This is a genomic window from Pontibacter cellulosilyticus, from assembly GCF_014306105.1.
Lineage (GTDB): Bacteria > Bacteroidota > Bacteroidia > Cytophagales > Hymenobacteraceae > Pontibacter > Pontibacter cellulosilyticus.
The window spans coordinates 58,284-81,495 of sequence record NZ_JACRVF010000007.1; the positions used below are offsets into that span (position 1 = coordinate 58,284).

Consider the following 23,212-nt stretch of genomic DNA (forward strand, 5'->3'; position numbering starts at 1 on the left):
TTTTCTTCTAAATTATTTCAATAGGGGTGCAAATATCTGCAAAAAGATACAGAAATTCAAAAGCATAGAGAATATTTTTCCTGTAATTGTGTATTCTGCCGCAGTAAGGCGCATTTCTGACACAAATTTTATACTTGCTTTTGCTTTTCTACGGGTTTTCTGTCCTTATTAAATCCGTAAGGGCAGTTCTTGCAGGCGTTCTTGCAGCAGTACCCGCGCTTTAGCAGATATTTTGCCGTCAGCACCATTAAGCCGTGCTCGTTAAAGTAAAAGTCCTCCCCTTCTGTCAGCTTCTGACTCACATTATTCACTTTTGTTTAACTGCAAATTACGCTAATTACTTGTCAACCACCAAAATCAGCTGCCCTAATAGCGGCTATACTTCGTACACAATTACACTGGCAGAGCGTTATAATTAATAATGCGTTTATAGATCGAAATTTAGAGAAGAAGCCTATGTCTAGTTACCATACCTTTAGAGAAGCCCTGTCTGATATGCGAGACCGCGGCTTTACCCACACTTTTAGTATACAGAACCAGCAGCTGTTCTGCCCCGAGCTTAATGCCGTAATTTCGCCAGAGAAGCTAACACTTGTGGAGCAGCATCATGTTACAGTTGACGGAGCAGGCAGCGAAGAACGCGATGTATACGGCCTTAAAACAGATGACAATATCTTAGGGCTGATGACCAGCACATATGCAGCCTATGATCCTGAGGGTTTTAATAACATTTTCAGCCGCTGCAGAAAGTCACAAAGCAGGAGAGGCTAGGCATGCCGTTACAAATCTGTTTCGCAAGCGGCACTATTTTCACTATTTTTACAACAATAAATAATAGCATCTGTACTTATACTATGCTGCTGCCCTAGTGCGCGCAGCCGTAGTATGAAACAGGAATAACCCGTTAACTTAGAACTATGAGTACGCAAACAATCACCTCCAGCCAGCAGGCTATTGATACCGAGCATAAGTACGGAGCCCATAATTATCACCCCCTGCCTGTGGTGCTTAGCCGTGGCGAGGGCGTGCACCTTTGGGATGTGGAAGGCAAACAATATTATGATTTCCTGTCTGCCTACAGTGCCGTAAACCAGGGGCATTGCCACCCTAAAATCGTAAATGCCCTGATTGAGCAGGCACAACAACTCACGCTTACTTCACGTGCTTTTTATAACGATAAGCTTGGCCTCGCCGAAAAGTATATCTGTGAGCTCCTCGGCTATGACAAGTCCCTGTACATGAACTCTGGCGCTGAGGCTGTAGAAACGGCTATAAAGCTGGCTCGTAAGTGGGGCTACCTTAAAAAAGGAATCGCTCCGCATAATGCCGAGATCATCGTGGTAGAGCATAACTTCCATGGCCGCACCACTGGCATCATCTCCTTCTCCACTGATCCGGATTCTACCAAAGGCTTTGGCCCTTATATGCCAGGCTATAAAGTAATCCCTTACAATGATATTGATGCATTGGAGCAGGCCCTGCAGGAAAACCCGAATGTGTGCGGCTTTATGGTTGAGCCGATACAAGGTGAGGCCGGCGTGGTTGTGCCTGACGAAGGTTACCTGGCAAAAGCTCACGCCCTGTGTAAAGAGTATAGCGTGCTACTAATGGCCGACGAGATACAGACAGGTATTGGCCGCACCGGTAAATTACTGGCAAGCTACTATGACGATGTAAAAGCAGACATTCTTATACTTGGCAAAGCACTGTCTGGTGGCGTGCTGCCGGTTTCCTGCGTGTTGGCTAACGATGATATTATGCTGTGCATCCAGCCAGGTGAGCACGGTTCTACGTTTGGCGGTAATCCACTAGCTGCCCAGGTCGCCATTGCTGCGCTTGAGGTTATCAAAGAAGAGAACCTAACGGAAAATGCCTACAAATTGGGAGAGGTTTTCAGAGAGCGTATGCGCCGCCTGATGGAGAAACGCCCCGAACTGGTAACGCTGGTACGAGGCCGCGGCTTGTTAAACGCCATTGTGGTGGAGCCTACTGCCGACGGACGCACTGCCTGGGATGTTTGCGTGGAAATGATGAATAGAGGCCTGCTTGCTAAACCAACTCACGGCGACATCATTCGCTTTGCACCTCCGTTGGTAATGACAGAGGACCAGCTGCACGAGTGCTGCGATATCATTGAGAATGTGATCCTGAATTTCTAAAGTATACTTATTGATGTTGAAAAGGCGAGGCTGTAATGGCTTCGCCTTTTTTGTGAATTAGGATCTTTAACCGGTGGATTAGGAGGTTCAATGGACTTCTCTGCAGTACCGGGTCCAACCACCCCTATCCCTCAGAGCTAGGCTCACTAGTTTCGAACTCTCGTTCTCACTAGTCCAAGGAGGGGAGTTTGCAGCAGGAGTAATCATCCTCTACCCCCTTCAAAGAGGGACTTTCTGCTACTTACTTTTTATACTTCTTATCAAAGAAAGTCATATGCCAGCTTCACAATTCCAGTCTTCACCCAAGCCCACATCAATTTATCAATTCGATAATCAACAATTAAACCGTACCTTTACAGCAACTTGATTTTGAATAATTTCTGTAACAGAATTTATACTTATGAACAGAAGACCAAGACGTAATCGCCAGTCCGAGGTGATCCGAAACATGGTGCAGGAAACATCCCTGAGCCTCAACGACTTTATATTTCCACTTTTCATTATAGAAGGTCAAAACCAGCGTATTGATGTGGCTTCCATGCCAGGCATCGCGCGCTACTCCATCGACAAGTTGCAGGACGAGATTGCTTCTTGTGTGGATCTGGGTATCAAAACCTTTGCCCCTTTTCCGAGCATACCTGAGCCGCTAAAAGACAAATATGCCACTGAAAGCCATAACCCCGATGGACTTTTCCCAAGAGCAATCCGTGAGATAAAGAAGAACTTTCCGGAGGTGGTGCTGATGACAGACGTAGCCATGGACCCTTATAGCTCCGATGGACACGACGGCATTGTAGAGAATGATGAGATCATTAACGACGAGACGCTGGAGGTATTAGGCAAAATGGCTCTTACCCAGGCGCAGGCCGGAGCCGATATAATTGGCCCCTCAGATATGATGGACGGACGCGTTGGCCACATCCGTAAGGTGCTTGACGAGAACGGCTTTACGAAGGTGGGGATTATGGCTTACACCGCCAAGTATGCCAGTGCTTTCTATGGCCCGTTCCGCGATGCCCTGGACTCTGCGCCTAAAAAAGGTGACAAGAAAACCTACCAGATGAACCCAGCCAACAGCCGCGAGGCTCTGATAGAGGCTGAACTGGACACTGCCGAAGGTGCAGACTTCCTGATGGTAAAACCTGCATTGGCTTACCTGGATGTGATCAAAATGCTGCGCGACAGTTCGCACCTGCCAATCGCTGCCTATAACGTAAGCGGTGAGTATGCCATGGTTAAAGCCGCAGCCCAAAACGGATGGTTAGATGCCGAAAAAGGCATGCTGGAGATACTGCTTAGCATCAAGCGCGCTGGCGCCGACGTTATACTTTCATACTTTGCCAAAGAGTTTGCGCAGTACTTGAAAAAGTAGAATGCATTATTGAATTTATACTTAGAGCCGCCTTAGCAAACGCTAAGGCGGCTTTGCTTTTGCACTGTCTTTAGAACTAAGCCTGTAACACACGGTGCCCCAGAGGTTAAGCGCATGAAAAATACCATGAAGAAATAAGGAACTGCTTTGCCTTTATTAGCATTTTGTTATAAATTGAGAGATTATAATATCTACCCAAGCATAACTTTATGAGAAGATTAAGCCTATGGCTTGTTGCTACAGCAATGGCAACAGCCACAACGGCGTTTGCACAGCGTGGCGATGCACCTAGTGTTCGCGCTAATGTATCGGAGCTGGGCCGTATTGCCGTGGCAGCAGAAAAAGACTACAAAGCTAGCCGGAACAAGGCATTACAGCTCGCCAAAAAGCATGGTTGGGTAGTAGAAAAAACCTATTCTGACGGTACATTCATTTCCTTGCAGGGCCTGGATGCCAAAGGCATGCCTATTTACTACATCACGTACAATAACTCCAGAGCAGCTGCATCTGTGGGCACAACTGAGCTTTGGGCCGGCGGTTCGCTTGGGCTTAGCTTGAGTGGTGCCAGCAATTCGGTAGCAGAAAAACTGGGTGTTTGGGATGGCGGCCGCGTAAGAGAATCGCATCAGGAGCTAACCGGCAGGGTAATACAAAAAGACAATCCTTCTTCTTCGAGCGAACACGCAACGCACGTAGCCGGAACCATGATGGCCAAAGGCGTTAACCCACTGGCAAAAGGCATGTCGTTTGGCTTAAAGAAACTCGCAGCATACGACTTTAGCAACGATGTATCGGAGATGGCGGCGGCGGCAAGCGAGTTACTAATCTCTAACCACTCGTATGGGGCTATTACCGGTTGGCGCTACAACTCTGATCGCAAAGGCACCACCGAAGATCCTTATTGGGAATGGTGGGGTGATACGGAAATAAGCGCTACTGAAGACTACAGGTTTGGCTACTACAACGAAACTGCCTCTAGTTGGGATCGCATTGCTTACAATGCTCCTTACTACCTAATTGTTAAATCTGCAGGCAACAACCGTGTAGAAAATGGCCCTGCCGTAGGTCAGCCATACTACCAGCGCGATAACGCTGGCAAGTTCACCAAAATAGATGCACGCCCAGCCGGCATGAACTTCAACAACGGCTTTGACATCATCTCTACCTACGGCACTGCTAAAAATATACTGACTGTAGGCGCTGTGAACCCTATTTCGGAGGGTTACAGAGATACTTCTGACGTGGTGATCTCCTCATTCAGCAGCTTTGGACCTACAGACGATGGCCGTATTAAGCCAGATCTGGTGGGAAACGGCGTGTCGGTACTATCTACATCAGATAAAAGTAATACAGCTTATACTTCGCTGAGCGGTACTTCTATGGCATCTCCGAACGTAGCCGGCAGCTTACTGCTGTTACAGGAGCACTATGCTAACCTGAAGAACGGCCAGGTAATGCGAGCCGCCACTTTAAAAGGTCTGGCTATACATACCACAGACGAAGCCGGCAAAACTGCTGGTCCAGACTATAAGTTCGGCTGGGGATTGCTCAATGTGAAGCGCGCGGCTTCTGTTATATCTAACACAAACAATACAAACCTTATCCAGGAGAACTCCTTGGCGCAAGGACAGACCTATACTTACCAGGTTGTTGCCTCAGGCTCTGGGCCATTAGTGGTAACTATTTCCTGGACAGATCCGGAGGCTACTCCTTTTGCTATAGGCTCTTCTGCACTTAACAACCGCACAGCACGACTCATTAACGATATTGATGTCCGTGTAGCTAAGGGCAGCACAATTTACCAGCCTTGGGTGCTTGATCCGGCAAGTCCGGCGAGCGCGGCCACCACCGGCGATAATAAGCTGGACAATGTGGAGCAGGTAAAGATCATGAACGCTGTGCCTGGCGAAACTTATACTATAACTGTTAATCATAAAGGCACTTTGCTAAAAGGCCCGCAGGCTTACTCAATGATCGTTAGCGGCATTGGTGGTACAGCTGTTTGCGAAAGCAAGGCAACCTCGGATCAGGGTACGCAACTAACAAAAGTAACGCTTGGCAATACGTTCTATTCTTTTATAGGTGGCTGCAGGACTTACATGAACCTGACAGACAGAATTTTTATGTTTGAGCCAGGACAGCAGCAAAACCTTAGCTTGGAGCTTGGCACGTGCACTACGGATGCTGCAAAGATTGCAAAAGTATACATTGACTGGAATCGCAACGGAAGCTTTACAGATGCCGGAGAAGAAGTAGCTGCCTCAACAGTATTAAATGGCAATGCTACCTTTACAGGATCTATTACAGCACCAGCCACGGCTCAGGTAGGTACTTCGGCACGTATGCGCATTGTAGTGCAGGAAACAAGCAACAGCGCAGATGTAACTTCTTGTGGCACCTATAGCAGAGGCGAAACGCAGGATTATCTAGTGCAGTTTGTCCAGCCGAAGAAAGATGTAGGTGTGTCGGCTGTACTGCCAGTTGGTACTTCGCTATGCGCAAACCCGGCACAGCAGATTGTGGTGAACATAAAGAACTATGGCACTACTTCTCAGAGCAATATCCCAGTTACAGTTAGTGTACTTAAAAACAACGCAGAGATAAAGCAAATATCATTTATATACATACCAGTGCTAGAGCCTAATGCACAGGTAGAAGTGCTGTTAAGCGAGACATTTGCTACAGAAGCAGGCGCAACGTATGAGTTTGTAGCCACTGCTGCTTTACAGGGCGATCCGGTAGAGGAGAACAACCGCAAGATACGCGCCTTTAGCGTTGGCACTCCAGCCGGCACACCAGTTAATGCCTCTGCGTTTCGCTGCGGCACTGACCCGAACTATGCGCTTTCGGCCACAGGCAATGGCGCTGTTTACTGGTACAACTCTGCCACCAGCACAACACCAATTGCCGCCGGCAATCAGATCTTAGTACCTGCTTCACAGATTAACGGAAAACTATTTGCAGCCTATAATGATTTTGCTGGAACGATAGGGCCAGCAAACAAGAAGTTTGCATCAGGTGGTGGCTATAATACTTTCTCACCGGATGTGATAATCAACACAAAAGCTCCTGTTATTTTAGAAAGCGCCAGGCTATACATTGGCAATAGCGGAAAAATCACCTTTACTGTATTTAATGAGGAGGGTGCCCCTGTTTCAGCCAAAACATTATATGTAACCGCTACACGCTCTACTCCAGCTCCGGGACCACAAACAGATGATCCGAGCGACCAAGGCGCTATTTATTATCTGGGATTAGAGTTACCTGCAGCCGGCACTTATAACATTGCTATTTCCTACGAAAACGGCGCTACCATTTTCAGGAATAACGCCGGCGTTACAGGTTATCCATTCCAGGTAGGTAATGTGGTATCGATAACAGGCAATACGGCTACTACCACGCCAGAGTCTTACTACTACTACTTCTACGACATGAAGGTGCGTGCCCTGGGCTGCGCCGGACCACGTGTAGAAGCCATTATCAAAGGAGGCACTCCGCTTCAGCAGCCTGCTATATCGCGCAGCGAGCAGAAACTTGTATCCAGCGCTGCAGAGGGCAACCAGTGGTACAAAGATGATAAGCCAGTAGCTGGTGCGACCGGAAAAGAGTTCTCACCAACTGAGAGCGGCAACTACAGCGTGAAAGTATTTAAAGACGGCTGTATCTCGGAAATGTCGATGGCTTACAACTTCTCTTATAAGCCGGGTATTCGTGAGTTGGGAACAGAATTGGTTGTATCGCCTAACCCTACCACAGGCCGCTTCAGGTTTGAGCTGGAGACAAGCCAGCCAGAAGACATTAACTTTGAGGTAGTGGATATGCTGGGCAACTTTATACTTTCTGGTAAAGTGGAGAACTACTACGGCCAGTACGAAGGCTTTATTAACCTAAGCGACAAAGCCTCCGGTCTGTACATATTCAGGCTACGACACGGCGACAAGTCATATTCAGAAAAAATACTGGTGCAGCACTAATAGGCACAAGTATAAACAGAAAGCCCCGGCACAAGTGCCGGGGCTTTCTGTTTATACTTGTTATTTAGCCACTATTCTCTAATTTGGCTCTATGAAACACCTCCTCCTCTCTCTGTGCCTGCTGTTTATACTTGCCTGCGCTAAACAGCCTTACCAGTTAAGCAAACCACAGCAGTCGTTTTATAAAAGTATAGCCAGCCATTGCGGCAAGTCTTATGCGGGCAAAGTTATCTTTCCTGCCGATGGCAAAGACCCTTTTGCGGGCCAGCCTCTCACAATGCATGTAGCCAGTTGCTCCGACACTACTATCCGTATTCCTTTTCATGTGGGGGAGGATAAATCTAGAACATGGGTGCTGCGAAAAACAGAGGAGGGACTGCAGCTAAAGCATGACCACCGCCACAAAGATGGTACCCCTGACGAAATAACTATGTATGGCGGTATGGCCCTGGCCTCTGATAGCAAGCTGGAGCAACGTTTCCCGGCTGATGCCCATACAGCAAAACTGATACCTGCAGCCGCCACTAATGAGTGGACATTGGCGTTGAGTCCCGACGGTAAAACGTTTAGCTATATACTTAAACGGGACAACCAGCTCCGCTTCCGGGCTGATTTTGACCTCGCCAAACCGCTATAAAACAGCAAAGTATAAAGACACGAAAGCCGGGGCTATACTTGCTCCGGCTTTCGTGTCTTTATATTTACAGTATTCTATGATTTCTTGAGCTTATCCTTTACAGTTAAGTAATCGATGTAGTATAAAATCTTAACAGATAATGAGTTAGTTTGCGGAGTTGATAAAGTTCGGGAGAAGTTGTCGAAATACTCCGGTATAACTCTGTTACCGCCCTCCGATATGGCGTTCTTCCAAACTATACTTATCTCGCTGCCTGGTGCAAACCACCACGAATACACCATATCTATGTTAAAAGCGTTGAAGTTAACATTGTGATTTCTGTCAACAAACCTTCCGTTATAGCCTTGTGGGTAGCTATCAGGTTGTAACTCACCCTCCGGCGTTAAATTATAGAAGCGGTTATACTTAGCACTAGACCAATAATGGCGCGCTCTCAGAGATAAGGACATCTTGTTGTTAAAGATGTAGCTGCCTGAAAGCGTGTTAGATGTAGTTAAACGATCTCGCAAACCAAATATAACCCTGGTTGTACTACCCACCCCATTTTCGTAACCAAAGCTGTTAGCATAGCCCATGTCATCGTACATCATGTTGCGGCTAAAGCTATAATTAAAAGACAGCTGGTTATTTACCCGATAGCGTGGCGAAACAGAAAAACTGATGTTGCGTCGGTCATTCTCATCAAAAACACGATAGCTGCCATTTACATCCAGTGCTAGCTTTTTGCGATAATCTGTAGACATCCAAACCCCAACGCTGTTGTTTACCGGGTATACATAGTGGCGACCTTGTACACGGGGCTCAAAAAAATCATTTGCTTTAACAGGCGCCACATTTAACCACATGCCTGCGTTCCAGAAATTTTTAAAAGTACCGCTCAGATTGCTGTAGATAAAAAAGTTTTGAAAGGTATTAGGCTCATACCTGCGCTCATAAATTGCACCTATGTTGCTGTACATATTCAGTAGTTTCCAGAACGGCTTGTACTTGTTGTACTGTAGATGCACATTCTCCTCAATATTGTTAGGCGTAAAAAGTAAGCCCAGATCGTTTGGGTTATAAGTATCCGACTCAACCGTGTGGTTAATATTGTAGGTAAAATTGCCGCTTACCTTTCCAGCCCCAATGCGGTACATGTAGCCTAAGTCGGTGCTATCGGAGAAGTAACGTTGGCTAAGGGCTGCTTTACCGTTTATGGCATACTTGTTCTCCTTGTTTGCTAACCTGAATACCATGCCGGTTAAGTTGGCATCATAGGTGCTGCCTTGCCGCGTTACGTTTGTGTTTATCAGCGTAACATAAGAGTTATTTTTAAGCGACTGGTCCAGCACTGTAATGTTGTAGTTGGTTAGTGGCTGTGTTTCTACTTCAAGCCTGTCTCCTTCCTCATTCTCTAAAGTGGCAAACTGACGCCCTACCACAGCATTAAACACACCTATACCTAAACCAGACTGTGTACGCCCAGAAATTTTTGTACCGTTGATCATTTTGGTCTCGGCAGGATTATCGATTACAGTATAGCCTGCATATTTTTCTTTTGTGTCGATGTAGGAATTAATAGGTCTGCCCCCAATGCGTCTGGAATAAAGAAAGCCTCCTTTACTGAAAAGCTCTGTGCCTTCTATAAAGAAAGGACGGTTCTCATTGAACTGAATTTCAAAAGGGCTCAGGTTGAGCACCTGGTTATCAGATTGTACCTGACTAAAATCCGGGATTAGCGTCATATCCAGCGTAAAAGCATCGTTAATGCCATACTTCAGGTCCAAGCCGCCACTAAAGTTAAAGTCCTCTTTATAGTTAACATTCTCTCCGCTACCGTTTGGATAGCTGTTTGCCTGGCCGGCAACATAAGGCGTAAGCGATAAGCGCAAAGGAGCTTCCACGTTCTTTATTCCTGTTAACTTGCCCCACTGGTTCACAAAACCGTTTTTAGCTGGATTTACAAAGTTCCAGAAATAACCCTGTCTGGTAGACTGGCGGTTACGCATAAAGTTTAGCCCCCATAGCTGCTCTGGTTTGCTGCCGAAACGAATGGCTGAATACGGAATTTTAAACTCTGCCACCCAGCTGTTGCCCTGTAGGCTAGTATTACTTTCCCATACGGCATTCCAGCTAAAATCTTCTCCATTGGAAGAGTAACGGGCATCCAGCTGCACCCCCGCAGGCGTTGTAAAAAAGCCAAATCCGTTTATCTCATCGTTATAAGTATCCAAGAAAACCCCGAAAAAGTCTGTGTTGCCAAAGTTGTCGCGGCTGCCTAACTGCCGCAGTATGCTATCCTGCGAAACGTCGTGCATAACGGCGCCTACATAAATAGCTACGTCATCATAAAGTATGCGCACTTCAGTTTTGTGCTTTTCCAGTGGCCCGGGCGTGGGCCTGTTCTGAATAAAATCTGTTGCTACCTGCGCACTTTGCCAGATGGCTTCATCAAGGGTACCGTCAATTTTAGGAGGCTCGCTGATGCGCAGCGCGTTTAGTTGTTTTTGAGGATAATTATACTCTTTCTTTTGTTCCTGAGCATTGGCTTTAAATGTAAAGCAGGAGGCAAAGAAGAGTAACAGAACGAGGAGCTGCTGCGTGTTGCACAACAGGAGTAGCGGTTTCTTCATAGTTTAGTATAGGTACAATCAGAAATAGGAACTAAGTAAAATAAAAGATGCAGCGGGTATAGCAAGGGTTGCTTTTGCTTAGCTTTTTTTTAATGCTCCGGCACGCGATTCTTTTAAAATGGCTGCAAGGTATACCAACTGCAAAAATCTGGCTAATAGAATAGATATACCCCTTATAACAAAAGGCACAATGCTAATAATATAGGCTGTAGCAGTTTTGCTTTATATGATACTGTGCCTCTTACTGCTTTGAATTTATTTCTCTCTGCAGCTCTTTAACTTCTTTGTGGTCAGGGTTTAGAGCAAGTGCTTTTTCAACAGTATTCCTTGCATCGATAGGTTTATTATTAAGAAGCTGCGCTTTTGCCAACCCCAGCAATGGCCATACTTCTTTTGGGTGCAGGCTACTTACATACGAGTACCAACCAGCCGCTTCGTTAAACTTCTTCTGCTCTAATAAGTGCTTACCAAACTCCTTCTCCGTGGTCTCTAGTACCTGGGCATTGTACCTGCTGTCGTTTTTGTAACGGATGTAGGTCCATGTGGCGCTGTTAAAGCCGCTTTTATCAAACACCGCTTTTACAATGTCAGCCATATTACCATTAAAGGTAAGCGCTGCATCCAATACAGGGTCCTGTCCTTTAAAATAGGTTGATGCAGTATAAGCAACCGGAATATCAGGTGTAGTCCAAGGGCGATTTTCATTACCGTTCCAGTCGCGCCAGTAAATGCTAGAAGCCCTTACGGTAAGTTTGCTATTGGGCAGCTGAAACTTTTTAGAGTCGCCATAGCCGCTTGGCGAGGCGCCGGATGGTTCACCTACAAATAAAGTATTGGTAAAATACTCCAGGTTGTTAGCCAGCATTTGTGCGGCAGAGAAAGTTTCGCGGCCTATTAAAGTATAAAGCTTGCCAAATTGGTTAAGCTCATTTAGCCGAACCAATGCCAGCACCAGTGGGCGCGATAGGAAATTATTTCCGCCAGGGTTATGCCGCAAATCGAGCACAAGGCGTTCTACTTTGTTTTCTGCAACTGCCTGCTCTATCCTTTTAGTAAAGTCTACCAGCAGCTCGTCTTCTTTATCATATACTTCATTTAGCTGAACATACAGCGCCCTGTGGTTTGGCAGATAGGTCATCCAGAACTTATCTTTCAACCTGCTTTCGCTTAGAGCCACCGGTATTTTAAGGGCTGCAGGAGCACCTACAAACTGTACTGCTTTAAACATAGGAAGGGCATCCAATTCTACTGTACGTAGCTTCCCCTTAGTGTCCTTTATCTTTAGCTGTACCTGTGTTCTCGTTTTAGCCAAGTTGAATGTATGCAGTATCTCCGGCACCTCCAGGTACTTAGAGGCCTGAAACTTAAAGCCAATCTCATTATCGTAGTGTGTGGCAGGTCTGATCTTTTCTAAGGCATCCTCGGCAGGAACGGTTCCTACCTCAATTACTTTAGCACTAATCAAATCTTTATACTTTGGGGCAGCCTCCTTTATATAAAGTCCATCGTCAAACCACTCAAACCTGACCGGCAACTGATGAAAGAAGAGTGCAGAATCCGAAGGAGGAGGCGTAGTAGTATGTGCACGGCTGTGGGCTACGGCAAGGTCCTGAGGCAGCGTGAGGCGGGTGTGCCCGTCACCTAGCATTGCTATCAAGCGTGCAAAGCCTACTATAATTTTATGGTCTTCCAGCATAGGAATCTGTTGGCTTAGCTCTGCAACAGCACTGTCGAAAGCAACTCTGGTTATTTTATGAAATGGTTCCCGATGCTTTTTAGGTAACTCACTAGCCAGGTGCTGCAGGTCTTGCTGCCACTGCTCTGCCGTTAATACTCTAGGCTGTGCATTAGCCACAAAAGTTAACTGCAACAGGAAAAACACCAGCAAAGCGTTCTTTCGAAATAGGGCTGTAGAAGTTAATCGCATAAGCTTACATTTATACTTTGGAAATCCTGTGACTGGATTATGTTAATAAAGATGTATCCGGTCTGGCAATAGTTGCTCCGTAGCTACGGAAAGTATAAAACAAAAAGGCGCTGCCTCGGTAAAAGCAGCGCCTTTTTTGGCTTATCTTAAAGTATAAACTACAGGTCCTCTTCGCGCACCAGCATCAGCACCGCCGACTGTGGCACGATAAAGTACTTCTCGCCGAGGTAATTGATTTCGATGGCATCGCGTTGCAGGTAAATGGCCAGATCGCCTTCTTTGGCCTGAAGTGGGATGTAGCGTACCTGCTCTTCCTCTTCCTGACCCCAGGCTTCTTCTTCAAATCCGTAGTCAGCAGGTATCGGGTAGCCAGGGCCTACTTTCATAATATACCCTTCCTGCACCTTCTCTTTTTCCTGCACGCCCGGCGGCAAGTATAAACCGCTTTTGGTCTGTTCTTTCGAAGACTTCGGCTTTATCAGCACTCTGTCTCCTACAATAATGATCTTCTCCAGTTTATTCTTTTCAGAAATCCTCATGGGTAATGTGTGCATCTTATAAAGGATCTGCGGTTACTTTAAATCGCATGTTGGCTTTGATGGTAATATCATTGGTTACCGCTTTTGCCAAAGTAGCGCGGGTGCCGATGGTATATGATTCGCCTTTAATGTACTCATCCAGCTTTACATTGGTAGAGATTAGTTCGATCTTGTTCACGTTCTGCGGAATCTGCTCCAGGTAAGCAATTTTAATTACCGGCTTGCCCTCTGCAGAAATATAAATTTCAATCTTCTTCAGAAAATCGAAATTCTCCGTCTGTGGGTCTGTAATCTCCAGTGCCAACTTATCCAACACTACATTCTTAACCAGCTCAGCCTTGGTTTTATTATTTTTAAAGTCTTCGCTGGAGTTGGTAGTTACCGGAATTGGCGAAATCGGAGCTACCGTGCCTACCGGAAAGTATGATTTGATCTCAATAGTCTCGTCGTGGTTGATGTAAAAGGTAAGCAGGTCATCAATTTTGTCGCAAGCCATACTTGTAAAGGCAAGCAGCAACGTAAGGGCAAAAAGTACTCGTTTCATTATAGTTAATTAAGGTGAAATATCAGCATAAAATATAAATGCGGCTGGAAAAGCAAGTATAAACTGCTTACCCAGCCGCAAATTTACAAAATCCTGATTGGATTAATCAAACATATCACCTTTTCGGACACTGCCGTTGCCATCCTCGTTCCAGCTCATTGGGTAGTTCTGGTCCATAAACTGAACAGCATCCTCGGTCAAGTATAAAGGCTTAAACGTGTCGATCATCACGGCATACTCATGCGTTTCTTTTTTGCCTATACTTGCCTCCACGGTGCCTGGGTGCGGACCGTGCGGTATACCTCCCGGATGTATCGTAAAAGAAGCCCGGTCTACGCCTTTGCGGCTCATAAAGTCACCCTCCACATAGTATAGCACCTCATCGGAGTCTACATTGGAGTGGTTGTATGGTGCAGGTATAGAATCCGGGTGGTAATCGAACAGGCGCGGTACAAAAGAGCAGATCACAAAATTATGTGCTTCAAAGTTCTGGTGCACCGGAGGTGGTTGGTGAATTCGGCCTGTTATCGGCTCAAAATCTTTAATATTGAAGGCATACGGATAGAAATAACCATCCCAACCTACGGCATCAAAAGGACTGAACTCGTAATAGAACTGGTGCAGCTCTCCTTCTTTTTTCACCTGTACCAGGTACTCTCCTTTTTCTCTTTCGGTGATCAGCTCTACCGGCGGACGCATGTCGCGCTCACAGAACGGCGAGTGCTCCAGCAATTGGCCGAAGTGGTTGCGGTAGCGGCGCGGCGTCTCTATCGGGCTAAAAGACTCAATAACCAGCAGCCTTGCATCTCCTTCATCGAACCTGAACTTGTGGATAACTGTGCGTGGGATAACCAGGTAATCGCCAGGGCCAAACGGAATTCGACCCATCTGGGTAAGCAGATCACCAGTGCCATCGTGTACAAACACCACCTCATCAGCTTGGCCATTTTTATAATAGTAGTCCATTTCATGCTCCGAAGGGTTGCAGATGCTGATAGCCACATCGCTGTTGAAAAGCATGGTTTTACGCGCATCCAGATAATCTTTACCTGTAGTTCCGGCGTTTAGCGTGCGCAAGTGGTGTGGCTGGAGCTTTATACCTTCTGCCTTTTTGGGTGCATATGGCTTGGGCTCTCCAATACGGCTCATTTTGGTTGGCGGGTTTATGTGGTACAGCAGCGATGATACGCCGCTAAACCCTAAGGTACCTACCAACTGCTCTGCGTAAAGCGAGCCGTCGGGCTGCCGGAACTGCGTGTGTCTTTTATGTGGGATCTCTCCCAGTTTATAATAAAATGCCATGCTTAGGATGCTTTCTTAGTTCTAAATCGGTTTAGTGCCTTGCCTAGGCAATTTATGAAAGTATAGCTACAGATAACGGCTAGGCGCCTCCCTTTGCCAAACGCTGTGCCTGGTTAAAATGCTTTAGTGCCTTCTGAAACTCTTCGTCCTGCTCGTGCAACACCGGGAAAAAGCCTTTGTTGCCGTACAAACTGCGGGCAATAAATGCTTTCAGGTTGTTGCGTATAAGTTCTTTGGAACGGTTATATTCTGCAGCGTTATACTCTACACCGGCCTTTGTGGCCATCTGCACTATGTCCTGCAACATTTTATCCGACACTACAAAATCTTTGTTAAACTTATCGAAGGTCATTTTCTCCAGCGCCTTGCGATTGTCGCGGTAGTAGTTCAGGCTATACTCTCGCAGAATATTATTATTGTAGAGCTGGCTCAGGTACTGTGTCAGGGCCATGGTATCGCGTGGAACGAACACATCCGGCATTATACCACCACCGCCATATACAGCACGGCCTTTGGCTGTTTTATACTTCAGCGAGTCTACAAACAGGCTACTGTCCGGGTGAAAGTACTCTCCGTTCTCATAACGGTTCAAAATATCCTGCTGGTATTCTTCTGGTTTGCCAGTATATGGTTTCTGGATGGAGCGGCCGCTTGGTGTGTAGTAGCGCGAAATAGTCAGGCGCAACTCAGACCCATCGTTCAAAGGTATCGGCATTTGCACTAAGCCTTTACCAAATGAACGGCGTCCTACAATCAGGGCGCGATCATTGTCCTGCAAGGCGCCAGCCACAATCTCAGAGGCAGAGGCACTGCCTTCGTCTAGTAGAACAATTACAGGTCCTTTCTCGAAATCGCCTTTGGTGTTGGCAAATGTTTCGGAGTCATACTTCTCGCCTTTTCCATCAGTATATACAATCATTTTCTCGCCGGCAATAAGCTCATCGGCCATACGTATGGCATGGTCCATGTAACCGCCGGGGTTGCCGCGCAGGTCCAGCACCAGTTGCTGCATTCCTTTCTGCTTCAACTCAGTTAGTGCTTTCTTAAACTCTTCAAAAGTAGTGGCCGAGAAGCGGCTAACCTTGATATAACCCACTTTATCGTTCACCATGTAGCTTACATCAACAGAATAGGTAGGAATCTTGCTGCGAACAATCGTGATGCTGAGTGGCTTTTTGTTGCCCTTGCGGATGATGCCCAGATTCACTTTAGAGCCTTTAGGGCCACGCAAGCGCTTAAACACACCCTCATTGTTTATTTCGATGCCAGCTACTGTTTCGCCGTCTACCTTCACAATCTTATCGCCGGCTTGTATACCAGCTGCCTCTGATGGGCCTCCGCTAAGCGGACTAATCACATAGATGGTATCTTTAAAAATATTGAACTCCACGCCAATTCCCTCGAAGTCACCTTCTAAGTATGAGCGGGCCATGGCCATTTCGTCGGCTGGGATGTAGGAAGTGTGGGGATCCAGCTTCTCCAGCATTTTAGTAATGCCGTAGTCTGCCAGTTCTTCAATATCCACAGTATCCACATAATCGCGATCAATGTAGCTAAGTATATCGCGAAACTTCAGGTAGCTTTTTGCAGTGCCCTGCGGATTATTGGTTGACGGGGAAAACGTGGTGGCGCCGATCAACACACCCACCACCAGCGCCAGCGAAATAAACAGCGGCAGCTTAATCTGGAACGGTGAGTTACGAACCTTGCCTCTCTCCTCTCCGTGTTCGGTATTTTCCATAGTATACTTTAATAAGTGTAGCGAAGCCTGTTAAGCCCAAAAGCAACAGATGCTACAATTTAGTAATTTCTTGTGTGGAGTTAATCATCTATACAAGTAGAAAATTGCGAAGGTTGCGATTTGCCCCTGCGCCTGATTCACGCTCCTTTATTTAATCAACAAAAGCTTATTTAAAATAATTTTAAATAAGGCTTGCCTAATATTAAGATGGTGCTTAGCTTTGCCTCACTATTTAAAATAAGTCTAAATAAAAATACATACACAATGCTTTCTACATTTAAAAACAAAGCTGTTGCGTTTGCGGCACTTGCGGCCTGCGTCGCTTTCACGTCTTGTTCTGATGATAAAGAGGATACTCCATCTTACAACGTTCCAGAAACTTACAACTTCGCTAACGTTGATTATACCGGACAGGAGCAGCGTATTGCCATGTTGGGTGAGATTGACACATACATTAAGATAGGCAATAACGGAACAGTGCTAAATGCGCAGAAGCTGAAAAATATGTATGCCAATACAAACAGCCCGTTCTCTGATGCCAGTTTAAATGCAGCTACTTCTAAACAGCTTAAAAATAAGACTATATCTGTTGCGGTAGCAGAATTCGAAAGCATGTTCGACAAAGTAGCGGCTGCTAGCCAATCGGCGGGTGCAGCTGCCAGCAACGGTACAGCAGGTATCTTAACGTCAACTACTGATCCTTCTAAAAAATATTTAGTGGATGCTAACGGTGTAGAGTACGGCCAGGTAATTTCTAAAGGCCTGATGGGCGCGGTATTCTATAACCAGGCTGTAGAAGGTTATCTATCAGCAGAAAAAATAGGCCCGACTGTAGACAACACAAACGTAACGCCAAATGTTGGCACCACCATGGAGCACCACTGGGATGAGGCTTTCGGTTACTTCGGCGCACCAAAAGACTTCCCTACTAACCTGAACAACCTGAAGTACTGGGCTAACTACAGCAATAAAGTAAGTGCAGCCATTGGCAGCAACAAAGCCATAATGGATGCTTTTATTAAAGGCCGTGCTGCTATCTCTGCGAAAGACATGGCAGGAAAAGACGCCGCAGCCGCTATCATCAAAACTGAGTGGGAGCGTTTGGTAGCAGCCTCTGCCATACTTGAACTGAACGCAGCAAAGAAGAACATAGCAGACCAGTCACTTAAGAGCCACTACCTTTCTGAGGCCCTTGGCTTTGTGATGAGCCTGAAGTATAAAGGCGACCGCAAATTATCTGATGCAAAGTATAACGAAGTGATGGCGAAGATCGGCACTAACTTCTACAACACAACCGGTACAGATATCGCCGCTGCTGTAGACATTATCAGCACTGCCTATAACCTGGATAGCGTAAAAGCCCAGTTATAGTAAAAAGAAACGTTTTTAATTTTTAGAGAAGCAGCAGTTTCGGCACCGCCATATGCCTTAGCTGCTGCCTTTCGCTTAACAACAGGTACAGAATGAAAGCTTTAAGAAACTATACTTTGGCCATACTTGCAGGCTTTACCATGTTAACAGCTTGTGACTCAGACGGAGATTCAGGGCCAAAAACAGAGTATGACCGCCAGGCTATGCTGGCGAACTATGCCGATAACCTGATCGTGCCGGGGTATGAGAAGTTTAAAACAGAGACGACTGAGTTAAGCACGGCTGTCTCGGCTTTCACGGCCAGTCCTTCTGAGGCTACGCTGGCCAATGCCAGAAAAGAGTACTTGGATGCTTATAAAGTATGGCAGGACGTTATGACTTATGAGTTTGGCCCTGCTGATGACCAGATGCTGCGTAGCAACCTGAACATCTATCCTACCAACGCCTCAAAGATCGAGAGCAATGTTTCCGCTGGCTCTTATGACCTTCAGGCAGCTGCCAACATCGATGCCAAAGGTTTCCCGGCACTGGACTACCTGCTTTATGGCAAACCAACAGATGCCGAGGTAACAGCGCTTTATACTTCTGATGCCAATGCTGCTAAAAGAAAGAAATACCTGCAGGACTTGGCAAACCTGATAAAACAGCGTGCCGAAGCTACCTATAACAGCTGGACCACCGCCAACTATGCCACAACATTTAAAGAGTCGGCGGGTACGGCTGTAGGCAGCGCTGTAGGCAACCTGGTAAACCAGCTTAACTTTGAAATAGACCTGACTAAACGCGCCAAGGTGGGCATTCCATCCGGACGCCAGTCAGCTAACATAGCCAGGCCGGAAACTGTGGAGGCTTACTACAGCAAAAACTCACTGGAGCTGCTAAAGCGTGCTCTTATGGCTCAGAAGGCAATATTTATGGGTGTAAGCACTTCCGGCACCAATGGCCCGGGACTCGATGATTACTTGGATCATGTTGACGCTAAGTATAACAACATGCTGCTTTCCGATGCCATTGAGGCGCAGTTCGATGCTGCCATTGCAGCCATAGATGGAGTTACTGTACCTTTGTCACAGGCTGTTACATCTAATCCGCAGGCAGTAAGCAAGCTGTACGAAGAGCTGCAGAAGCTGATTGTGCTTACCAAAACAGATATGCCATCTGCGCTTGGCGTAGCCATTACCTACAACGATAATGACGGCGATTAATCAAAATTCAACGTGGCCTCACAAAAGCTAACGTCATACCTTACTGCACCTGTGTCTGCGGCACCGCTGGCAGTGTTCCGCATTATCTTTGGCGGGATGATGCTGGCCAGCATTGTGCGCTTTATGCTGAAGGGCTGGGTGACGGAGCTGTATGTGCTGCCCAAAGTATATTTCCCATACTACGGTTTTGAGTGGGTAAAGCCGCTTGGCGAAACAGGCATGTACGCGCTGTTCGGCCTGATGGCACTATCAGCCTTGGGCATTATGCTAGGGCTGTTTTACCGCTGGTCTGCTGTGCTGTTTTTCCTGAGCTTTACCTATGTTGAGCTGATCGATAAGACCAACTACCTTAACCACTACTACTTTGTTAGTGTAGTAGCTTTTTTAATGATATTGGTGCCGGCGCAGCGCCATTTTTCGCTGGATGTACTGCGCAAGCCGCATACCTGGGTAAGCCATGTGCCACGCTGGGCAGTGCTGATCTTTCAGTTACAACTGGGACTGGTATACTTTTACGCCGGTGTAGCCAAACTTAATCCTGATTGGCTGCTGGAGGCCATGCCACTGCGCTACTGGCTGCCAGCACACACGCACTTGCCGCTCATCGGTCCGCTGCTCGACAAAGTATGGGTGGCTTACCTGTTCTGCTGGTTCGGAGCCTTTTACGACCTGACGATTCCGTTCTTCCTGAACTGGCGAAAAAGCAGGTTACTGGCATACTTCACAGTTGTCGTGTTTCATGTGCTGACGGCGGTGCTGTTCCAGATTGGGATGTTCCCTTATATCATGATGGTAAGCACGCTGATATTCTTTTCTGCCGGTTTCCATGAGAAAGTACTGAACTGGTTCCGAAGTATAGCCAACGTGCGTCAGCCTGCATTCCCAAAGTTTGCGGAGCTGTCTGCACAGCCACTGCTACTGAACCTGCTGGCGCTGCATTTTATACTTCAGGTGCTGGTGCCATGGCGCTTTATGCTGTACCCCGACAAACTATTCTGGACCGAACAAGGCTATCGCTTCTCCTGGCGCGTGATGCTGATGGAAAAAACAGGTACTGCCTTCTTTTATGTGCGTGATCCTGAAACGGGCGGAGAAACAGAAATCAACAACAGAGATTACCTGACGGTAGCACAGGAAAAGCAGATGTCAACGCAGCCCGATATGCTGCTGCAGTTCGCGCACATGCTCCGCGATGACTTTAAGCGCAAAGGCATTTCTGCCCCTGAGGTACGCACCGAAACTTACATAAGTATGAACGGCCGCGGCAGCAGGCTATTTCTGGACCCAAACGTGAACCTAGCCGCTGAGCAGGAAAGCTTTTTACCCAAGACCTGGATTTTACCTTTTAATGACGATAAGCTGCAGCAGGAGGCTGTAGGGCAGAAATAATATGATGTATCGCATTCCGCTAACGCTTGTGTTTATACTTTGCAGCCTGCACCTGGCGCTGGCGCAGACCTTTTCCATCTCCGGTAGGGTAACAAATGTCAGTACTAAACAGCCGGTGCCACAGGCAGAGATACTGTTGGTAAACACAGGAGGCTTGTACCAGGCTGATGCAAAAGGTAACTATCAAATCAACAACCTGGCCCCTGGCACTTATACTTTAACGGCCTACAGCGTTGGCTTGGGTTCTTCCACACAGCCTGTTACCATCAGCAACAGCAACGTTATACTTAACCTGGAACTGAAACCGCTGGAGGGGCAGCTAAAGGAAGTAAATGTAAAAGGTGAAGTGGAGAAAACCTTTAGCGTTACACGACTTAACTCTGTGGAAGGTGCCGCAATTTACGAGGCGAAGAAAAGCGAAGTAGTGGTGCTGAATGATATCACTGCTAACTTGGCTACCAACAACAGCCGTCAGGTATTTGGCCGCGTGGCTGGTCTTAACATCTGGGAAAGCGACGGTGCCGGCCTGCAACTTGGCATTGGCGGCCGTGGCCTCAGCCCGAATCGCACCTCCAACTTTAATACCCGCCAAAACGGCTATGACATCTCTGCCGATGCACTTGGTTACCCGGAAAGTTACTACACCCCTCCTACCGAAGCACTGGACAGAATAGAGGTAGTACGCGGAGCAGCCTCTTTACAGTACGGCACGCAGTTCGGCGGTATGATCAACTTTGTGATGAAGGAAGGTCCGGAAGATAAGCCTTTTGAACTGACCAGTCGCCAGACTGCCGGATCGTGGGGCCTGTTCAACTCTTTTAACAGCATTGGCGGCACCAAAGGCAAACTGCACTACTATACTTTCTACCAATATAAGCGCGGCGATGGTTGGCGCAGAAACTCCGGTTTTGATGCACACACAGCCTTTGCCTCTGTACACTATAAGCCAACAGATAAGCTGGAGATAGGCGCCAACTATACATACATGAACTACCTGGCACAGCAACCGGGAGGATTAACTGATGCCGCCTTTGCCGCAGACCCGCGCCAATCGGTGCGCGACAGGAACTGGTTTAACGTTAACTGGAACTTGTTTGCACTTACCATGGATTACCGCTTGGGCGAACGAACCAAACTGAACATGCGCAATTTTGGCCTTATTGCAGAACGTAGCGCCTTAGGTTACCTAGAAAAAATCAACCGACCGGACCCGAACGTGGAGCGCCTCCTGCTACAGGACCAATTCCGCAACTTCGGTAACGAAACACGCCTGGTTCACCGCTACGATTTCCTGAATGCTTTTTCTACTATACTGGTGGGGGCACGCTACTACCACGGCTTTACAGACCAGAAACAAGGCATGGGCTCTGCCGCCGCTGATGCTAACTTTAGGTACTACCCAGACAATGGCAACCCTAGCATCTCCGACTACGATTACCCTAGCCGCAACCTGGCTTTGTTTGCAGAGAACATCTTTAACATCTCTCCTAAGCTAAGCATAACGCCCGGAATTCGTTACGAGTGGATTCGCACCATAGCCGATGGCCGCTACGACGTGGTAAACAAAGACTTGGCAGGCAACATCATATATGAGGAACGTGTGCAGGAGAATCGCACCAACACCCGCGATCTTATACTTTTTGGACTAGGTGCAAGCTATAAGCACACTGAGAACTTCGAGATTTACGGTAATTTCTCGCAAAACTACCGCGCCATCAATTTTAACGACATGCGCGTGGTAAACGCCAACATCCGCATTGACCAAAAGTTACAGGACGAGAAAGGCTACAGCGCCGACCTTGGCTTGCGCGGCGGCATTGCAGAGTTGGTAAACTTCGACATCAGTCTTTTCCATTTAGCGTACGATAACCGCATTGGTCTGCAGCCGGCCAAAGACACTGTTACCTATATGAACTACCTGCTGCGCACCAACATTGGCAAGTCGCGTAACCGCGGTGTAGAGACCTATGTAGAAACCGATGTGCTGAAGTTGCTTTATGGTAAAGGGTATAACCGCTACAGCTTGTCTGTGTTCTCCAACCTTACGTTTGTAGATGCCGATTACCTGATAGAAGAGCAGGTGTTTAAGGACAAAAAGGTCGAATTAGCTCCTGCACTTATCGCCAAAGCAGGTATAGCCTTTAAGCGCAACAACCTAAAGCTGTCGTACCAGTATGCCTATACTTCGGAGCAGTTTACCGATGCCACCAACAGTATTTCAGAGCCAACCGCTGTGTTTGGCAAAGTGCCAGCCTATTGGGTAATGGACCTCTCGGGCAGCTATACTTATAAGCGCTTTACATTAGAAACCGGCCTTAATAACCTGACAGATGAGCGTTATTTTACACGCCGTGCCACAGCTTATCCGGGGCCAGGCATTATACCTTCGGATGCCAGGAACTATTATGTAACGCTGCAGGTAAAGCTCTAGCTTAAGTAC

At 47.0% G+C, this 23,212-nt stretch carries 16 protein-coding genes; 9 read left to right on the forward strand and 7 right to left on the reverse strand.

The genetic code is table 11. The annotated features are described in order from the left end of the window. Positions 1–128: 128 nt before the first annotated feature. The gene (locus H8S84_RS18780) at positions 129–302 is read right to left on the reverse strand and encodes a DUF5522 domain-containing protein (protein WP_317175458.1); all 174 of its coding nucleotides are present in this window, start codon (positions 300–302) and stop codon (positions 129–131) included. Positions 303–456: 154 nt separating this feature from the next. Between H8S84_RS18780 and H8S84_RS18785 the strand changes: the two genes are divergently transcribed. The 5 genes from H8S84_RS18785 (at position 457) to H8S84_RS18805 (ending at position 8,142) form a co-directional block, all read left to right on the forward strand. Further along, on the forward strand, positions 457–771 hold the full coding sequence (locus H8S84_RS18785; protein WP_187068929.1) for a hypothetical protein: 315 nt from the start codon (positions 457–459) through the stop codon (positions 769–771). A gap of 146 nt (positions 772–917) precedes the next feature. After that, positions 918–2,159 (forward strand): ornithine--oxo-acid transaminase, encoded by a 1,242-nt coding sequence (gene rocD, locus H8S84_RS18790; RefSeq protein ID WP_187068930.1) that lies wholly within the window; start codon positions 918–920, stop codon positions 2,157–2,159. A 400-nt stretch (positions 2,160–2,559) separates the two neighbouring features. Then, positions 2,560–3,531, forward strand: coding sequence for a porphobilinogen synthase (gene hemB, locus H8S84_RS18795; protein ID WP_187068931.1), 972 nt, complete (start codon positions 2,560–2,562; stop codon positions 3,529–3,531). A 209-nt stretch (positions 3,532–3,740) separates the two neighbouring features. Further along, positions 3,741–7,505: a S8 family serine peptidase gene (locus tag H8S84_RS18800; protein WP_187068932.1), complete on the forward strand. Its 3,765-nt coding sequence runs from the start codon at positions 3,741–3,743 to the stop codon at positions 7,503–7,505. 91 nt (positions 7,506–7,596) lie between these two features. Next, positions 7,597–8,142, forward strand: coding sequence for a hypothetical protein (locus H8S84_RS18805; RefSeq protein WP_187068933.1), 546 nt, complete (start codon positions 7,597–7,599; stop codon positions 8,140–8,142). Between the two features lie 74 nt (positions 8,143–8,216). Here the strand turns inward: H8S84_RS18805 and H8S84_RS18810 are convergent, their stop codons facing one another. The 6 genes from H8S84_RS18810 to H8S84_RS18835 all read right to left on the reverse strand — a co-directional run bounded on the left by H8S84_RS18810 (position 8,217) and on the right by H8S84_RS18835 (position 16,807). After that, complete coding sequence (locus H8S84_RS18810; RefSeq protein WP_187068934.1) at positions 8,217–10,754, reverse strand: DUF5916 domain-containing protein; 2,538 nt, start codon at positions 10,752–10,754, stop codon at positions 8,217–8,219. Positions 10,755–10,995: 241 nt separating this feature from the next. Next, entirely contained in the window at positions 10,996–12,681 is a 1,686-nt protein-coding gene (locus H8S84_RS18815) for a tetratricopeptide repeat protein (protein WP_187068935.1), read from the reverse strand. Positions 12,682–12,839: 158 nt separating this feature from the next. Beyond that, positions 12,840–13,220, reverse strand: coding sequence for a co-chaperone GroES (locus tag H8S84_RS18820; RefSeq protein WP_187068936.1), 381 nt, complete (start codon positions 13,218–13,220; stop codon positions 12,840–12,842). 16 nt (positions 13,221–13,236) lie between these two features. After that, the gene (locus tag H8S84_RS18825; RefSeq protein ID WP_187068937.1) at positions 13,237–13,764 is read right to left on the reverse strand and encodes a hypothetical protein; all 528 of its coding nucleotides are present in this window, start codon (positions 13,762–13,764) and stop codon (positions 13,237–13,239) included. Positions 13,765–13,866: 102 nt separating this feature from the next. After that, positions 13,867–15,066, reverse strand: a complete 1,200-nt coding sequence (locus H8S84_RS18830) for a homogentisate 1,2-dioxygenase (protein WP_187068938.1) — start codon at positions 15,064–15,066, stop codon at positions 13,867–13,869. A gap of 79 nt (positions 15,067–15,145) precedes the next feature. Continuing rightward, entirely contained in the window at positions 15,146–16,807 is a 1,662-nt protein-coding gene (locus H8S84_RS18835; RefSeq protein WP_187068939.1) for a S41 family peptidase, read from the reverse strand. Positions 16,808–17,071: 264 nt separating this feature from the next. Here H8S84_RS18835 and H8S84_RS18840 point away from each other — a divergent pair, with 264 nt between their 5' ends. From H8S84_RS18840 to H8S84_RS18855, 4 genes are all read left to right on the forward strand, one after another. Next, positions 17,072–18,178: a DUF4856 domain-containing protein gene (locus tag H8S84_RS18840; RefSeq protein ID WP_187068940.1), complete on the forward strand. Its 1,107-nt coding sequence runs from the start codon at positions 17,072–17,074 to the stop codon at positions 18,176–18,178. 92 nt (positions 18,179–18,270) lie between these two features. Next, on the forward strand, positions 18,271–19,383 hold the full coding sequence (locus H8S84_RS18845) for an imelysin family protein (RefSeq protein ID WP_187068941.1): 1,113 nt from the start codon (positions 18,271–18,273) through the stop codon (positions 19,381–19,383). A 12-nt stretch (positions 19,384–19,395) separates the two neighbouring features. Further along, positions 19,396–20,772 (forward strand): HTTM domain-containing protein, encoded by a 1,377-nt coding sequence (locus tag H8S84_RS18850; RefSeq protein WP_317175459.1) that lies wholly within the window; start codon positions 19,396–19,398, stop codon positions 20,770–20,772. A 1-nt stretch (position 20,773) separates the two neighbouring features. Then, on the forward strand, positions 20,774–23,203 hold the full coding sequence (locus tag H8S84_RS18855; protein ID WP_230407260.1) for a TonB-dependent receptor: 2,430 nt from the start codon (positions 20,774–20,776) through the stop codon (positions 23,201–23,203). Positions 23,204–23,212: the final 9 nt, after the last annotated feature.

What these genes read in the sequence shown, in the direction of transcription:
- H8S84_RS18825 (WP_187068937.1), bottom strand. Translation starts at nt 13,764, where the DNA reads ATGAAACGAGTACTTTTTGCCCTTACGTTGCTGCTTGCCTTTACAAGT.
- H8S84_RS18820 (WP_187068936.1), bottom strand. Translation starts at nt 13,220, where the DNA reads ATGAGGATTTCTGAAAAGAATAAACTGGAGAAGATCATTATTGTAGGA.
- H8S84_RS18835 (WP_187068939.1), bottom strand. Translation starts at nt 16,807, where the DNA reads ATGGAAAATACCGAACACGGAGAGGAGAGAGGCAAGGTTCGTAACTCA.
- H8S84_RS18855 (WP_230407260.1), top strand. Translation starts at nt 20,774, where the DNA reads ATGATGTATCGCATTCCGCTAACGCTTGTGTTTATACTTTGCAGCCTG.
- H8S84_RS18830 (WP_187068938.1), bottom strand. Translation starts at nt 15,066, where the DNA reads ATGGCATTTTATTATAAACTGGGAGAGATCCCACATAAAAGACACACG.
- rocD (WP_187068930.1), top strand. Translation starts at nt 918, where the DNA reads ATGAGTACGCAAACAATCACCTCCAGCCAGCAGGCTATTGATACCGAG.
- H8S84_RS18800 (WP_187068932.1), top strand. Translation starts at nt 3,741, where the DNA reads ATGAGAAGATTAAGCCTATGGCTTGTTGCTACAGCAATGGCAACAGCC.
- H8S84_RS18845 (WP_187068941.1), top strand. Translation starts at nt 18,271, where the DNA reads ATGAAAGCTTTAAGAAACTATACTTTGGCCATACTTGCAGGCTTTACC.
- H8S84_RS18805 (WP_187068933.1), top strand. Translation starts at nt 7,597, where the DNA reads ATGAAACACCTCCTCCTCTCTCTGTGCCTGCTGTTTATACTTGCCTGC.
- hemB (WP_187068931.1), top strand. Translation starts at nt 2,560, where the DNA reads ATGAACAGAAGACCAAGACGTAATCGCCAGTCCGAGGTGATCCGAAAC.
- H8S84_RS18815 (WP_187068935.1), bottom strand. Translation starts at nt 12,681, where the DNA reads ATGCGATTAACTTCTACAGCCCTATTTCGAAAGAACGCTTTGCTGGTG.
- H8S84_RS18840 (WP_187068940.1), top strand. Translation starts at nt 17,072, where the DNA reads ATGCTTTCTACATTTAAAAACAAAGCTGTTGCGTTTGCGGCACTTGCG.
- H8S84_RS18810 (WP_187068934.1), bottom strand. Translation starts at nt 10,754, where the DNA reads ATGAAGAAACCGCTACTCCTGTTGTGCAACACGCAGCAGCTCCTCGTT.
- H8S84_RS18785 (WP_187068929.1), top strand. Translation starts at nt 457, where the DNA reads ATGTCTAGTTACCATACCTTTAGAGAAGCCCTGTCTGATATGCGAGAC.